At 56.7% G+C, this 15,844-nt stretch carries 14 protein-coding genes; 11 read left to right on the plus strand and 3 right to left on the minus strand.

The genetic code is table 11. From position 1 onward, the window contains the following. The first annotated feature begins 19 nt into the window (after window positions 1–19). Genes ACWFTY_RS09870 through ACWFTY_RS09880 form a run of 3 tightly spaced genes read left to right on the plus strand, consistent with a single transcriptional unit; the run spans window position 20 to window position 3,204 of the window. On the plus strand, window positions 20–772 hold the full coding sequence (locus ACWFTY_RS09870; protein WP_447524055.1) for an alpha/beta fold hydrolase: 753 nt from the start codon (window positions 20–22) through the stop codon (window positions 770–772). A gap of 8 nt (window positions 773–780) precedes the next feature. Further along, window positions 781–1,308 (plus strand): hypothetical protein, encoded by a 528-nt coding sequence (locus ACWFTY_RS09875; RefSeq protein WP_447524056.1) that lies wholly within the window; start codon window positions 781–783, stop codon window positions 1,306–1,308. Window positions 1,309–1,365: 57 nt separating this feature from the next. Next, entirely contained in the window at window positions 1,366–3,204 is a 1,839-nt protein-coding gene (locus ACWFTY_RS09880; RefSeq protein WP_447524057.1) for a M2 family metallopeptidase, read from the plus strand. A gap of 60 nt (window positions 3,205–3,264) precedes the next feature. On the opposite strand, the gene ACWFTY_RS09885 is transcribed toward ACWFTY_RS09880, so the two are convergent. After that, entirely contained in the window at window positions 3,265–3,741 is a 477-nt protein-coding gene (locus ACWFTY_RS09885) for a redoxin family protein (protein WP_447524058.1), read from the minus strand. Window positions 3,742–3,896: 155 nt separating this feature from the next. On the opposite strand from ACWFTY_RS09885, the gene ACWFTY_RS09890 reads away from it, so the two are divergent. Continuing rightward, window positions 3,897–4,457, plus strand: coding sequence for a YqgE/AlgH family protein (locus ACWFTY_RS09890; RefSeq protein ID WP_447524059.1), 561 nt, complete (start codon window positions 3,897–3,899; stop codon window positions 4,455–4,457). 103 nt (window positions 4,458–4,560) lie between these two features. Beyond that, window positions 4,561–6,015, plus strand: coding sequence for an adenosylhomocysteinase (ahcY, locus tag ACWFTY_RS09895; protein WP_447524060.1), 1,455 nt, complete (start codon window positions 4,561–4,563; stop codon window positions 6,013–6,015). A gap of 76 nt (window positions 6,016–6,091) precedes the next feature. On the opposite strand, the gene ACWFTY_RS09900 is transcribed toward ahcY, so the two are convergent. Further along, window positions 6,092–7,828 (minus strand): transglycosylase SLT domain-containing protein, encoded by a 1,737-nt coding sequence (locus tag ACWFTY_RS09900; protein ID WP_447526878.1) that lies wholly within the window; start codon window positions 7,826–7,828, stop codon window positions 6,092–6,094. A gap of 2 nt (window positions 7,829–7,830) precedes the next feature. Next, window positions 7,831–8,562 carry a uracil-DNA glycosylase family protein gene (locus tag ACWFTY_RS09905; protein WP_447524061.1) on the minus strand — a complete coding sequence of 244 codons (732 nt, stop codon included), beginning with the start codon at window positions 8,560–8,562 and terminating at the stop codon, window positions 7,831–7,833. 173 nt (window positions 8,563–8,735) lie between these two features. Here ACWFTY_RS09905 and ACWFTY_RS09910 point away from each other — a divergent pair, with 173 nt between their 5' ends. The 6 genes from ACWFTY_RS09910 to ACWFTY_RS09935 are packed head-to-tail and all read left to right on the plus strand — an operon-like array spanning window position 8,736 to window position 15,824. Next, entirely contained in the window at window positions 8,736–10,391 is a 1,656-nt protein-coding gene (locus ACWFTY_RS09910; RefSeq protein ID WP_447524062.1) for an electron transfer flavoprotein-ubiquinone oxidoreductase, read from the plus strand. Next, window positions 10,360–12,048, plus strand: a complete 1,689-nt coding sequence (locus tag ACWFTY_RS09915) for a tetratricopeptide repeat protein (protein ID WP_447524063.1) — start codon at window positions 10,360–10,362, stop codon at window positions 12,046–12,048. Before ACWFTY_RS09910 ends, ACWFTY_RS09915 begins: the two co-directional genes overlap by 32 nt. Then, complete coding sequence (locus ACWFTY_RS09920; RefSeq protein WP_447524064.1) at window positions 12,048–12,902, plus strand: 4-(cytidine 5'-diphospho)-2-C-methyl-D-erythritol kinase; 855 nt, start codon at window positions 12,048–12,050, stop codon at window positions 12,900–12,902. Before ACWFTY_RS09915 ends, ACWFTY_RS09920 begins: the two co-directional genes overlap by 1 nt. After that, window positions 12,899–13,627: an N-formylglutamate amidohydrolase gene (locus ACWFTY_RS09925; RefSeq protein WP_447524065.1), complete on the plus strand. Its 729-nt coding sequence runs from the start codon at window positions 12,899–12,901 to the stop codon at window positions 13,625–13,627. The genes ACWFTY_RS09920 and ACWFTY_RS09925 overlap by 4 nt, the downstream gene beginning before the upstream one ends. Before the next feature lie 51 nt (window positions 13,628–13,678). Continuing rightward, a complete protein-coding gene (ilvD, locus tag ACWFTY_RS09930; RefSeq protein ID WP_447524066.1) occupies window positions 13,679–15,400 on the plus strand; it encodes a dihydroxy-acid dehydratase in 1,722 nt (573 codons plus the stop codon). Further along, complete coding sequence (locus ACWFTY_RS09935; protein WP_447524067.1) at window positions 15,387–15,824, plus strand: hypothetical protein; 438 nt, start codon at window positions 15,387–15,389, stop codon at window positions 15,822–15,824. Before ilvD ends, ACWFTY_RS09935 begins: the two co-directional genes overlap by 14 nt. Window positions 15,825–15,844: the final 20 nt, after the last annotated feature.

Here is a 15,844-nt window from a genome sequence, read left to right on the forward strand (position 1 = left end):
GGAATAAGAGAGTCGATTGATGACCGCAAATAACTGGGACTTTTCATCCTTTGACGGTGTGACCCTCAAAATCCATGAAATGGGGGAGGGGCGCCCTGTCATCCTGCTCCACGGCCTATTCTCCACCGCTCACACCAACTGGATAAAATTTGGCCAGGCGCAGGCGCTGGTCGATGCCGGCTTCTGGGTAATCATGCCGGACCTGCGCGCCCATGGTGAAAGCGAAGCGCCGCATGATCCGGCCGCCTATCCCGATGATGTGCTGGTGAAGGACGCGCTGGCACTGATCGAGCATCTGGAATTGACCGATTATGATCTCGGCGGCTTCTCGCTCGGTGCGCGGACGACGGCACGGCTGCTGGTCACCGGTGCCAATCCGGCCAAGGCGATACTCGCCGGCATGGGGCTCCAGGGGCTTGCCGGATGGGAACGGCGACAGGAATTTTTCCAGGAGGCGATCCGGCTCAAGGACAGTGCCAAGCGCGGCGACCCGCACTGGTTCGCCATCCAGTTTATGAAAAGCCAGAAAATCGACCCGGTGGCGGCGAGTTTGTTGCTGGCGACATTTTCCGATATGGATCCCGCTGATGCAGCAAGCATAGAAACCGAAACATTGGTTCTGTGCGGCAGTGAAGATCGGGACAACGGCGATCCGGAAGAACTGGCGGCGATTTTGCTCAACGGCCACCATGTCGCGATTCCGGGAACCCATATGAGCAGTGTGACCAAAGCGGAGATGAGCCAGGAAATGGTGCGCTTTCTGGTCGGATAGGAGGAACAATGCCGAAACTCTATAGCTGGCGTAATTTCTGGATATTCTGGGGCGGAGGCTTGGCGCTGTTTCTCTATCTGGTCGCTACCGGCGGGGTACTCGAAACGGCTGTCGCGCCTGGAGGCATATTGGATCACCAGAGCGCGGCAACAGCGGAACGGGTGAACGCGATCCAGCAAAGCTGGGCTGCGGCAGGCGCGCTTGAACTTGCTCGCTGGGGCATGTTCGCCGACCTTGTTTTCATCACCCTCTATATGTCCGGCGGCATCATCGGCGGACGATTGATCTGGCAGCGGGCCAATTCACCCACGCTCAAAAAAGTCGGCCTGCTATGCGTTCTCAGCTATTTTGTCTTTGGCCTGACTGATTATATCGAAACCGTCAGCCAATTGATCCAGCTGGTCAACGAGCAGGGCAGTGACATTCTCGCCGGGACGGCGGCGCTCGCAAAACCGGTAAAAACCCTGAGCTGGATCATCGGTACCGTCGCGATGATCGGCGCGCTTATCTGGCGATGGCGCGAAACGCGGGCTTGACCGCCAGGCAATAAAGTTTCAATTCCAACCAAAGTCAAAACAGTTGAGGATCAATATATGAAAACCGCCGCTTCGATCGTCGCAATCGCTACTATGGCCCTGACAAGCCCGGCCTTGGCCCAGCATCACGAGCATGATGCTATGGAAGCAACTGCTGCCCCAACCGCCGACGATGCCAAGCAATTCGTCGAAGATACGGAAAAGCAATTGTACGACTTTTCGTTAGACGCTTCCCGGATCTACTGGATAAACGCGAATTTCATTACCGATGATACCGACGCTTTGGCCGCCAAGGTCGGCGCAGAAGGAACGACGATGTCGGTGCAGGCTGCCATTGATGCGGCGATGTTCAACGATGTTCAAGGTCTTGACGCGGTCACACGGCGCAAGCTGGACAAATTGCGCGGCGGGATTGTTCTTCCTGCGCCAACCACAGAGGGCGCCGCCACCGAACTGAACGAGATCGCCACCAAGCTTAACTCGGCTTATGGTAAGGGCAAAGGCACGCTCAACGGCCAGGAAATTAACGGTTCCGATATTGAAGCGGCGATGGGCACCAATCGCAATCCCGAAGAGCTTTCCGAAATGTGGGCCAGCTGGCACAGCAATGTCGGCGCGCCGATGAAGGATGATTATGCCCGCATGGTCGAGATTGCCAATGAAGGCGCCCGGGAACTCGGCTTTGCCGATGTCGGCGCAATGTGGCGGTCGGGCTATGACATGCCGGCCGACGATTTCGCCAAACTGACCGATAAGCTATGGGCGCAGGTAAAGCCGCTTTATGACCAGCTCCACTGCTACACCCGCGACAAGCTAAACGAAAAATATGGCGACGCCGTCCAGCCGGAAACGGGCCCGATCCGCGCGGACCTGCTTGGCAATATGTGGGCGCAGGAATGGGGCAATATCTATGATATCGTCGCACCGGAAGGAGCTGGCGATATTGGTTTCGATACGACCGAATTGCTGGTCGCTAATGATTATGATGCGATGAAGATGGTCAAGGCAGGCGAAGGCTTCTTCTCCTCGCTTGGCTTCGACCCGCTGCCGGAAACTTTCTATGAGCGGTCTTTGTTCACCAAGCCCGCTGACCGCGAAGTCGTGTGCCACGCCAGCGCCTGGGATATCGACAACAAGGACGACATCCGGATCAAGATGTGCATCAAGGTCAATGGCGATGACTTCACCACCATCCACCACGAGCTTGGCCATAATTATTACCAGCGCGCCTATAACAAGCAGAGCTATTTGCATCTCGACGGCGCCAATGACGGCTTCCATGAAGCCATCGGTGACGCGATCGCGCTGTCGATCACACCGGAATATCTGGTTCAGGTCGGCTTGCTCGACGCTGACAAGGTTCCGAGCGCCGACAAGGATGTTGGTCTGCTGCTGCGTCAGGCGATGGACAAGGTCGCGTTCCTGCCATTCGGCCTGCTGGTCGACAAATGGCGCTGGGAGGTATTCTCCGGCGAGATCGCGCCCGATAATTATACTAAGGCCTGGCATGACCTGAAGCTCGAATATCAGGGCATCACGCCGCCGGTCGACCGGCCCGACGATGCCTTCGATCCGGGTGCCAAATATCATATCCCGGGCAACACGCCTTATTCACGCTATTTCCTCGCCCGAATCCTGCAGTTCCAGTTCTACAAAGCGGCCTGCGATGAAGCCGGATGGAAGGGACCGCTGCACCGCTGTTCTTTCTATGGCAACGAGCAGGTCGGTGCAAAGCTGAACGCGATGCTGGAAATGGGTGCATCCAAACCTTGGCCCGACGCGCTCGAAGCTTTTACCGGCAAGCGTGAAATGGATGGCTCGGCGATGATCAGCTATTTCGCGCCGCTGATGGACTGGCTGAAGGAAGAGAATAAGGGCAAGTCCTGCGGATGGTAGGCATGAAAAAGCCGGCGGGAACCCAAGTTCTCGCCGGCCTTTTATTCGATTGAGTTCGGCCTAGAGCTGATCGAGCATATATTCTGCCGTGCTGACCTTGAAGTCGCCCGGCGCTTCGACGTTCAGTTCTTCGACGACGCCGTCATTGACGATCATCGAGAAGCGCTGGCCGCGCTGGCCCAGACCAAAGCCTGAGCCATCCATGGTCAGGCCGACCGCCTGAGCAAATTCGCCATTGCCGTCGGCGAGCATGGTGACGTCTTCGGAACCCGATGCATCATTCCACGCGCCCATGACAAAAGCATCGTTGACAGCGGTGCAGGCAATTTCATCAACGCCCTTGGCTTTAAGATCGGCAGCCTTGTCGACATAGCCGGGCAGGTGCTTCGCGGAGCAGGTCGGGGTGAACGCGCCGGGAACGGAAAACAGCGCCACTTTCTTGCCGGCGAAATATTCGCTGGAACTCACTTGCTGTGGGCCTTCGGCGGTCGCTTTGACCAGTTTTACTTCGGGAATCTTGTCGCCTATATTGATCATGTCTTGCTCCTGGTTTTGATTGGGCTGTGAACGCCTGCCTCTACAGTTGATAGTGGTGACAGAGGCGCGAAATTGCAAGCTGGCAAAACGACCAGGAATGGGACTTTTGACATTTGCCATGGGAAGTTCAGATTTGCGGCGCTATGCTGCCCTTCATGAATGATCCCGTCTTTTTCTCCGGACAATTTCTCCTCGCCACACCCGGAATGGCAGACCCGCGCTTTGCACGATCGGTGGTGGCTATCTGCTCCCACGATGAAAACGGCACTTTGGGTATCAATATCGGCGAGACGATGGAGGGCATCCGCTTTCACGATATTCTCAAACAGTTTGACATCGATACCGCCGAAGCGCCGAACTGTGACGTCTTTCTGGGTGGCCCGATGGAAACACAGCGCGGCTTCATCCTCCACAGCCTTGATATCAATATGTCGGACACTCTCCAGGTGGGAGATAGCTGGGGTCTCAGCAGCTCGATCGATATGCTGAATGCAATTGCCCAGGGCCGCGGTCCTGAAAAATGGATCATCGCGCTTGGCTATTCCGGATGGGGTGAAGGCCAGCTGGAAGGCGAACTGACCCAGAATGGCTGGACGATCGCTGAGGGGTCTCCGGACTGGTTGTACGAGACCGAATCCGGCGACAAATGGCTGATGGCCTGGGAAGCGCTGGGCATTGATCCGAGCAAACTGTCGAGTGGATTCGGCAGCGCCTGACCTTCTGATTATTACGGCTTGCGGCGCGCCAGACTCACAAAATATCAAATATAAAGACATCTTTATATTTGCTTCCAAGGCCACAAGCCTCTATTGAAAATCCATGTTGTCGCACCGGATTGCCCGTGCGGCATTTCGTTTTTCAAGGAGACAAGACGTGGCCACCGGTACCCAGGATTATGTAATCAAGGATATTTCTCTCGCCGATTTCGGACGCAAAGAGATTGAAATAGCCGAAACCGAAATGCCGGGCCTGATGGCTCTGCGTGAAGAATTTGGCGCAGACAAGCCTCTGAAAGGCGCCCGGATTACCGGTTCGCTGCACATGACCATCCAGACGGCGGTATTGATCGAAACCCTGCTCGACCTTGGCGCAGACGTGCGTTGGGCTTCCTGCAATATTTTCTCGACACAAGATCACGCCGCAGCGGCTATAGCAGCGGGCGGAACTCCGGTTTTCGCGATCAAGGGCGAAACGCTGGAAGAATATTGGTCCTATGTGGAGCGTATCTTCGACTGGGGCACGGATGAAACCTGCAACCTGATCCTCGACGACGGTGGCGATGCCACCATGTTCGCGCTCTGGGGTGCACGGGTTGAAGCCGGCGAAGAATTGTTCAAGCCGGAAAACGAAGAAGAAGAAGTCTTCGTTGCGACCCTGACCCGCTTTCTTGCAGAACGTCCCGGCTATCTGACCAAGACGGTAGCAGCCATCAAGGGCGTTTCGGAAGAAACCACCACCGGTGTTCACCGTCTTTATGAACTGGCCAAGATCGGCAAACTTCCTTTCCCGGCGATCAACGTCAACGACAGCGTGACCAAGTCCAAGTTCGACAATCTCTATGGCTGCAAAGAGTCGCTGGTCGATGCGATCCGTCGCGCGACCGACGTCATGCTCGCCGGTAAGGTCGCAGCGGTCGCAGGCTTCGGTGATGTTGGCAAAGGCTCGGCCCAATCGCTCCGCAACGGCGGCGCGCGCGTACTGGTGACCGAAATCGATCCAATCTGCGCGCTTCAGGCGGCGATGGAAGGTTTCGAAGTTGTGACGATGGACGAAGCCACGAAACGGGCTGATATTTTTGTCACCACCACCGGCAACAAGGACGTCATCACCGTCGATCACATGCGCGCGATGAAGGATCGTGCGATCGTTTGTAACATTGGTCACTTCGACAGCGAGATCCAGATCAGCGGCCTGAAGAACATGCAATGGACCGAAATCAAGCCTCAGGTCGATGAAGTGAAATTCCCAGACGGCAAGAAGCTGATCATTCTGGCCCAAGGTCGCTTGGTGAACCTCGGTTGTGCAACCGGCCACCCTAGTTTCGTGATGTCTGCAAGCTTCACCAACCAGGTGCTGGCGCAGATCGAATTGTGGCTGCGTCCGGAACAATATGAAAATGATGTCTATGTTCTGCCGAAGCATCTCGACGAGAAAGTCGCCGAACTGCATCTCGCGAAACTGGGCGTGAAGCTGGACACGCTCAGCCAGGATCAGGCTGATTATATCGGCGTACCGGTCGAAGGCCCGTTCAAGCCGGATCACTATCGCTACTAGGCGAGAAATATTCTGAAATGAAAAAGCCGGGCAGTGCATAAAGCATTGCCCGGCTTTTTAATGCGCCACGCTGTTGTCAGCGCGAGGTGAACTGGGTCTTGCGGCCATCCGGATTGCCCGGAAATTGCGGCCAGTGATTTTGCGATAGCGCACGGGCGCTGACCGACTGGATGCCGGCCTGCTTTTCATACATCCAGTAGTTGCGCAGGATGATCGAGACATATCCGCGCGTTTCTACATAGGGAATGCTTTCCATAAACAGCAACGGATCGTCATTATCCTTTATTTCGCTGTTCCAGCGCTGCACCGCGCCGGGTCCGGCATTATAGGCAGCCGCAATTTTCGGCAGCTTGCCGCCGGTGATCGATGATTTGCCGAGATATTCCAGATAGGACTGGCCATATTCGAGGTTGGTAGAAGGCCGATAAAGATCGGATTCGCTGAAGTTGAGGCCATTGGCTCTCGCTATATCGCCGGCTGTTCCGGGACGGACCTGCATCAGTCCGATGGCATTGGCCGGGCTCACGACCTTGCTGCGGAAAGCCGATTCCTGCAAGGTATGCGCATAGATAAGGGCCGGATCGACACGCCAGCCGCCGTCGGGCTTCCATTTTGGTGCCGGGAAACGGGCCTGGACATCGGGTTTCATGCCGCGCGGCGCATTATGGGCCAGCCAGAGCTGGGTGCGTGGCAGATCCAGCTCCCGCGCCAGTTTGATCAGGGCAGGGTGGTCGCCGCTGTCGCCGATAGTGGCCTGATGCCGAAGCACCTCATCCGCCAATTGTTCTTCGCCAATTTCAACCAGTGCGATGGCAGCGCGGACATTTTCATGCCGCTCGAGCGCCCGCCAGTCCGATTTTTCAAATGACTCGCTCTGTTTGGATTTGCTTGGCTCCATGCCGAGCGTTTGCGCGGCTAGCATGCCGTAGAAACTGTCGTCGAGACGAGCCGCAGCCTGCAGCTTGCCTTGTACCCTCTCTGGTTGGCCGCATTTCAAATCGGACCGGGCGCTCCAATAAAGACCGGCGGCTTGCAGATCGACGTTGGAGGCCGACCGGCCGACGGTTTCGAAAGCACTGCTCGCTGACCGGCAGTCATTCAGTCGCCAGGCAGCCAATCCGGCGACCCAGTTCGCGTGACCAACCCATTCGCCGGAACCGTTTTGCGCCTGCCGGGCGAGACGCAAAGCCGAAGCGTCATCATTCTCGATATAATAAGACCAGGCGACCCGCTGTTCCAGTTCCGTACGCCCTTCGGACGACATTTGCATTGCGTTGGCGCTGAGCAATGACTCGGCGCCTTGCGGATTGTCATGTTTGATAAAATCGATGATCTGGCCGCGCACGCCATTTGCCGCGCTGTCGGAACTTACATCCTTCGGCTTTGACCGGATCGGGGAGCCGGGAACCCATGACAGATTGCGACGCTGTGGCAGGTCAGGCAGCAACTGGGCGCCGCGTTTCTGTGCCAGTCGACCCAATTGGGCTGCCTGCGGTATTTGCGGTGCTTCATTGACCAGAGTCAGCAGCGGCCCGAGTTCGGCCCGCGGGCTATTGGCGGCCAGAAAATATTCGGCCTGAGCGATCGATCTGAGCGGACCGGTCGGCGCCGTATCCATCAGGTTTTTTGCAACATCCCAGTGATTGGTGCTCATTGCCGAGAACAAGGCCCGATAATGGTCGGATTGTCGTTGCTTCAGCTGCGAGGGGACATATTTCGCGACCGAAGCGCTATTGTAGAGAACCGCTCCATCATCGGCCAGCGCTGGCGTTGCAAAGAGGGTGAAAAGCGAAGCGGTCAGTGCAAATTTCATTTTCACGAGGCAGAAATCCTTGTCAGCATTTGCAGATCTTTCCAAGCTTCGGCCTTGAACAATGGCCGCTCGATCAGGATCCGCGGGTGAAATGTCACGATCGCCTCTGTTTTTGATGAACTATGGTTAATAAATTGCTTATTTTTGCGCGCCGTCAGCAGATCTTCGCCGAATAGGATCTTTGCCGCCAGGTCACCGAAGCAGATTATGCGTTTCGGACGGACCAGTGCGATGTGATGCAAGAGCCGATTTTTAAAGGTGGGCCAGTGCTGTTCGTTAATCCTGCCGTCATAGGGAATAGATACGGCAATATTCGCGAGATAGGACTGCTGCGAATCACATCCGATTGCCGCCAGCATCTTCTCCAGCAACTTCTGATTGTCCGGATTGAACAACTGGACTTCCCCATTGCGATTTTTTTCCGGTAGCGCGGAAATCACCATGATCTCCGGTTCCAGAGCGCCTTGCGGGGACACTTTTTGTTTCGACCAGCTTGTTTCGATCAGACTATCGCCATTGGCCAGCCATTCGAGAAAGTCCGGATAGGCGGCAGGCAGAGGTTCGTCCTGTACCGGAATTTTGGCCTGCTCCGGCACGCGTTCCGTAACGGCTGCCGTCGGCGGCGCTTCTTTTATCTGGGATACAGTCTCGGCAGCCAAAAGCGCTGCCGGTTGATCGGCATAATCCAGCTCCACGCCAGCGAGCGACCACCAGTCTTGCAGGCTGTGGATCATCGACTCAGCGGACGGATTAGTCGTTGGTGCGGAGATTAAATTCATTTATGCATAGAGTCATGAGTTGACGAATAGGTCAATTGGCGGGAAAGCAGGTTTCTGCCCAGCGGGTTGCGGTTTACGACAGACCGAATGTACAAGAGAATAAAAGCAAGAATTGTAGGAAAATCGACATGAGCGAACGAGAGTCAATGCCGTATGATCTGGTGATAGTCGGGGGTGGTCCCGCCGGTCTCAGTGCAGCAATAAGGTTCAAGCAACTGGCGGACGAGGCAGGCAAGGACCTCTCGGTATGCATATTGGAAAAAGGCTCCGAAATCGGCGCGCATATCCTGTCCGGCGCGGTCGTTGATCCCAAAGGCCTGGACGAGCTTTTTCCTGCTTGGCGGGACGAGGATTGTCCGCTCGCAAAAACGCCCGTGACCGAGAATCACCACTGGATTTTGACCAAGAAGAAAAAATTCGCCTTCCCCCATTTTATGACGCCCTCATTCATGCACAATAAGGGCACCTACACCGGATCGCTCGGCAATCTCTGCCGCTGGCTCGGCGAGCGGGCCGAGAATATGGGCGTCGAGATTTTCCCCGGCTTTGCTGCTGCGGAGATTTTGTACAATGAAGATGGCTCGGTAAAGGGCGTCGCCACCGGCGATATGGGCGTTGCCCGCGATGGCAGCCATAAGCCGGACTACGAGCCCGGTCTCGAACTGCACGCAAAATACACATTCTTTGCTGAAGGCGCGCGCGGCCATCTGACCAAGATTCTCAAGAACCAGTTCGCGCTTGATGCCGAGAGCCAGCCGCAAATTTATGGCCTCGGGGTCAAGGAATTGTGGGATATTGATCCGGCGAAACATAAAGCGGGCCGCGTCATTCATACGCAAGGCTGGCCGCTGAGCGAAGGCGCTAACGGTGGCGGATTTCTCTATCATCAGGCAGATAACCAGGTCGCGCTCGGCTTTGTCACCTGGCTGAACTATGAGAATCCGTATCTGTCGCCATTTGAAGAAATGCAGCAGTGGAAGCTGCATCCTGAAATTCGCAAGATTTTGGAAGGCGGGAAGCGCGTTTCCTATGGCGCGCGTGCTATCAATGACGGCGGCTTTCAAGCCGTGCCGAAATTATTTTTCCCCGGTGGCGCGCTGATCGGCTGTTCAGCCGGTTTCGTAAATGTGCCGCGGATCAAGGGTACGCATACTGCGATGAAGACCGGCATGATGGCCGCAGAAGCCGCTTATGAGGCGATCGTGGCTGATCGCACGAGCGACGAGCTCACCGCTTATGGAACAGCCTACGAGAATAGCTGGGTCCGCGAAGAATTGCGCGTGGTCCGCAATGTCCTGCCGGCGGTGGAAAAATATGGGGATTTCCTTGGCACGATCATTTCCGGCATCAACATGTGGGCTGAGCATCTCAAGATCAAAATGCCGTTCACGATGAAATTGCACCCCGACTGGTCAAGGCTGAAACGGGCGGAACATTGTGTGAAGATCGAATATCCGAAACCCGATGGGAAACTCACTTTCGATCGCCTGTCTTCGGTATTTCTGTCGAACACCAACCACGAAGAAGACCAGCCCGTGCATTTGCAGCTGAAAGACCCGAATATTCCGGTTGATGTCAATCTGCCGGTGTTCGCCGGTCCTTCGGCACGCTATTGCCCGGCGGGTGTTTACGAATTTATCGAGGACGAGGCAGGCAAGCCGAAGTTCCAGATCAACGCGCAAAATTGCGTGCATTGCAAGACCTGTGATATCAAGGATCCGTCCCAGAATATCAATTGGGTCGTACCGGAAGGTGGCGGAGGTCCAAATTATCCGAATATGTAGTCTCGGCCTATGTGCGCTGCTTGTCGCCGGACAAGCAGCTTCACCGGCGCTTGCCAGCCGCGGCGACAGTGCAGCAGCGCTCAACCGTTTTGTCGAAGCCCGGCTGGCTGAATCTTCCGATGAATTGCAGACTGCGTCTGCAATTTATGGCGAGAGCCTGAAAGAACAGCCGGACAATGAGCTGCTGGCCGGGAAAGCCTATGTCAGCGCCATCGAAACGGGTGATTTTGATCTGGCGGCGAAAGCCGTCCGGGTCCTGCAATTGCGCGGCAAGGCGGATCCGGAAATGCCGCTGGTGCTCTTCGCGGCGGCTTTTGCGCAGGGCGACTGGAACGGCGCTGATCTGGCGACCGTCGAACTGGAGGCGCTGAAGAATTTTGCCTTTCTGCAGCCCTATCTCGAAGCATGGCTGGAAACGGCGCGAGGACGGGACGGCACGGCCACTCTTTCGCGGTCAAAAACCAATGCGACCGCTCAATATTATCTCGAAGAAAATCTCATATTGAACAGCCTGGCCAATCGGCAGGAAAGCGAAGCGATTCGCATGCTGACTGCGATGGTCGAGCGCAACGAATCGCGCATGGCGCCGGTACGGATAATCGCTGCCCAGCATTTCTTGGCAGAAAATGATGCGGAGACGGCGAAGGCAATTCTAAAATTCCGGCCTTCGGCACCGGAGCAGCGATTATATCAGCAGATTGAGGCCGGCCGGAAAAAGGGCGTTGCGCAAAAGGTCACGCCTTCGATCGGGCTGGCATTTCTCTTTCAGAGACTGTCGAACGATCTGGCGGCGCAGCGGGCCGAGTTTCTCTCGCAGATGGTGGCCCAGGCCAGCACGCACGTCGCCGGCAAATCAGACTATGCCCATCTGACGCTTGGGCGTTCCTATGCGATTGCTGGAAACCACGATCTGGCGGTAGCGGAATATGCACGGATCGGTCGTGACAGTCCCTATTTTCTGGTCGGACTGAGTTCCGAGATCGCGAGTCTCGTGGCAAATAATCACTATGACCGGGCGGTTGCACGGCTCGACGCGGCCTTGGAATATAATCCGGAGGCTCCCGAACTATACATATTGAAGGGGCAATCGCTGCAAGCGCACGGTGACAATAAAGCAGCGGCCAGCGCTTTTGAATCGGCGATCAAACTGGGTGAAAAACTGGGCCGGTCCGATGTGATCATGGCCAATTACTGGCTCGCGCTCGGTGGTGCACAGGAACAGGCCGGTATCTGGCCGGCGGGACTGGAATCTTTGCGCAAAGCCAATGAACTGCTGCCAAATTCGCCGACGATCCTGAATTATCTCGGCTACGCCCAACTTGAACGGCGCGAAAATGAAGCAGAAGCGATTGCCGCGATCAAGCACGCGCATGAATTGCGCTCGACGTCGCCAGCAATCACCGATTCCCTCGGTTGGGCCTATTTCATCACCGGCGAGCATGATCGTGCTGTTGCCTATCTGGAAAGCGCGCTCGAAGGCCAGCCGCAGGACCCGACGATCAACGAACATCTCGGCGATGCTTACTGGACAGTAGGCCGTCTCTATGAAGCGCGCTATGCTTGGAAATCTGCAAAATTATTCGCAGAGGATGAGGATGCACAACGTCTCGCCAGCAAAATAGACCTGGGTCTCCGGCCCGATCTTGTATCGCCCTGATGTCCGATCAAGACCGGGGCGCGGCGAATAGTGAAACGGCCTATGCAAAAATCAATCTGGCGCTCCATGTCCGCAAGCGACTGCCGAATGGCTATCATGAGCTTGAGACGATATTCGCGTTTCTCGACCAGGGTGATCTGATTTCCGTTCAGCCGGGCGAGGGCGTAACTCTGGAAATAGGCGGTCCCTTTGCGCAAGGGCTGAGCAGGACCGACAATCTGGTTGTGCAGGCTGCGACGCGGCTTGCGGAGCTATCCGATGTGAAGCACGGCGCCCACCTTCATCTCGACAAGCGTCTGCCGGTCGCTTCGGGGATCGGCGGAGGCTCGGCGGATGCTGCGGCGACGTTGCGGCTGCTCAACCGCTTCTGGGGGCTTGATCATTCGGTTGCAGAACTGGCGGAAATCGCGAAGCCGTTGGGTGCCGATGTCCCCGCCTGTGTAGCCAGCCAGACCTGTCGCGGCACCGGTATCGGTCAGGATCTCGAGGTGATATCCGATAAGGATCTGCCGGGCTGCACGGCACTTTTGATCAATCCGCTGGTTCCGGTGTCTACCGCGGACATATTCCGCGCCTGGGATGGTATGGATCGTGGCGCTCTCGAAAGCGGACCGGTCATCACCGCCGCCCGCAATGGCAGAAACGATCTGGAGAAACCGGCCATCGCCATGGTGCCGCTATTGTCGGATGTGCTGCAAGTGCTGGACGATTGCCAGCCTGTCATCGCGCGGATGTCAGGGTCCGGCGCGACATGTTTCGCCTTGTTTAGGTCACTCGCGGAGGCCAAAAATGCCGAGAGCCACTGCCAGAATATGATCGACGGGCTATGGACGATGACTGGGGAAATCCGATGACCGAAGCTTTTGAAATATCCGGTGTTCCCTCAGAAGGAGGCGTGCTGATCGTTGTCGATCATGCTTCCAGCCACGTACCGGACGACATTAATCTGGGTATTTCACCGCAATATCAGCAAGACCATATCGCTTTTGACCCCGGTATCGCGCCGATCGCCCGTCTGATGACGGAACATGGCGGCTATCTTGCCATTCTCAGCACGGCTTCCCGGCTGATCGTCGATCTCAACCGCTATCCTGATGAAGCGGCCGTTATCGTAGAACGCAGCGACGGCGTGGAAATCCCGGGCAATCATCTGTCCGCCGCAGACCGGCAAGCGAGGCTGGATCGCTTCTTCACCCCCTATCACGACCGGGTAGCGGCCTTGATCGCGGACTTGAGGCCAGCGCTCGTTGCATCGCTGCACAGCTTCTCGCCGACGCTGCGCACCAACCCGCAATTGAAACGCCCGTGGGATATGGGAATCATGTATAACGAACATCAGACGGCCCCGCGCCTGGCGCTCCAGTACCTCGGCGAAGAGGAAGGACTGATCGTCGGTGATCAGATGCCCTATTCCGGCAAAGACCTGAACGCGACGATGAACCGCCAGTGTGAATCCATCGGTCAGCCCTATATCGGCGTCGAGGTCCGTCAGGATCTGATCCGGGAAGAGGAAGGACAGCGCCGTTTCGCTGATATTTTATTGCGTAGTTGCGATAAAATAAGAACAGCCCTTGCTTAACCGGCGGACTTTTGAAAGGACGATCCGGAAATTGCCATATTGGAAGCCAGAATGACCAACAGATTCGATAAATCCCGTTTGCCAAGCCGTCACGTCAGCGTCGGGCCGGAACGCGCGCCCCAGCGCAGCTATTATTATGCGATGGGCATGACCGAAGAGGATATTGCCAAACCCTTCGTCGGGATCGCTTCTGCGGGCAATGACAGCGCTCCGTGCAACACCTTGCTCGACGGTCAGGCCGATATCGCGCGCGAAGGCGTGATCGAAGCGGGCGGCACCCCGCGCCGGTTCAACACGATCACCGTCACCGACGGGATCGCCATGGGCCATCAGGGCATGAAAGCCTCGCTAGTCTCCCGCGAAGTCATCGCCGACAGCGTCGAGCTCAGCGTTCGCGGCCACTGCTATGACGCGGTCATCGGCTATGCCGGTTGCGACAAGAGTCTGCCCGGCATGATGATGGCGATGCTCCGGCTCAATGTGCCGTCGATTTTCGTCTATGGCGGCTCGATCCTTCCCGGACGGTTCCATGGCCATGATGTAACTGTCGTCGACGTGTTCGAAGCGGTCGGTCAGCATAGCGCCGGCAACTGCCCGCTGCAGGAACTGATCGAACTCGAAAAAGTCGCGTGTCCCGGCCACGGCGCCTGCGGTGGCCAGTTTACCGCCAACACCATGGCCTGCGTCGCCGAAGCGATCGGCCTGTCGCTGCCAAACAGCAATATGGCACCAGCCCCCTATGAAACCCGCGACGACATGGCGCGGGCAGCGGGCCGGCAGATCATGAACCTGATCGAGCTCAATCTCCGGCCGCGCGATATCTGCACCAGAGACGCGTTCATCAACGCCGCCCGCGTTGTCGCCGCCACCGGCGGTTCAACCAATGCCGCCTTGCATCTGCCGGCTATGGCCAGCGAAGCGGGTATCGAATTCGATTTGTTCGATGTCGCGGAGATCTTCAAAACGACGCCTTATCTCGCCGATCTCAAGCCGGGCGGAAAATATGTCGCCAAGGACATGCACGATGCCGGCGGCGTCTACATGCTGATGAAGACGATGATGGATAACGGTCTGATCAACGGTGATTGCATTACCGTCACCGGCAAGACCCTGGGCGAGAATATCGAGGAAATCGTCTGGAACCCCGACCAGAAGGTCATCTATGATGTTCAGCACGCGATCACCGCAACCGGCGGCGTCGTCGGCCTGCGCGGTTCGCTGGCACCAGAGGGCGCGATCGTCAAAGTCGCCGGCATGGACCGTCTACAGTTCCGCGGCCCCGCTCAGGTCTTTGAATGTGAAGAAGATGCCTTCGCGTCCGTCGAAAAACGCGAAATCAAGGAAGGCGCTGTTGTCGTCATCCGCAACGAAGGACCAAAAGGCGGTCCCGGCATGCGCGAAATGCTGGCCACCACCGCTGCGCTTTACGGTCAGGGCATGGGCGAGAAAGTCGCGCTGATCACCGATGGCCGTTTCTCCGGCGCTACCCGGGGCTTCTGTATCGGCCATGTTGGCCCGGAAGCCGCCGATGGCGGACCTATCGGTCTGATCGAGGAAGGCGACATGATCAATATCGATGCCGAGAAGGGCATTATAGATCTGGAGGTCGATGAGGCGATATTGGCCGAACGCCGGAAAAAATTTACACGACGCGAAACCGATTATGGTTCAGGAGCATTGTGGCGCTATGCGCAAAATGTGGGGCCGGCCTATCAGGGAGCGGTAACCCATCCGGGAGCCAAGGCTGAAAAACATGTCTATGCGGATATCTAGCGCTGTTGCCTGTACTTTAATGCTGACGGCCTGCGAAAACAGGCCGGATAATAGCGTGCTCGCGGAAGCGGAACAACGGGCAGCGGATCAGGCGGTCGATGACGGAAAGATCGAATGTGCGATCAATGGTGACAGCAATTTCACCCGCGACTGTTTCACCGAACGGCTGAGCGGCGAGGGCAGGGTGACGATGATCATCCGTCATCCCGATGGTGGCTTTCGCCGGTTCAATCTGCTGACCGACGGTCACGGGCTCGAAGCCGCCGACGGTTTTGACAAGGCCCATGTCTCGATTGTCGAGGACGGCAAGATACAGGTCAGCGTTGGACCGGATAAATATCTGCTGCCAGCACAGATTAAACCCGGTGCCAATGCAAGTGCAGCACCCGCTGTCGAAAAACACCCGGCGCAAGCCGGAAACTAGAGGCGCGCTTGATCAATCAC

It is taken from the genome of Parasphingorhabdus sp. NYA22 (assembly GCF_976973735.1).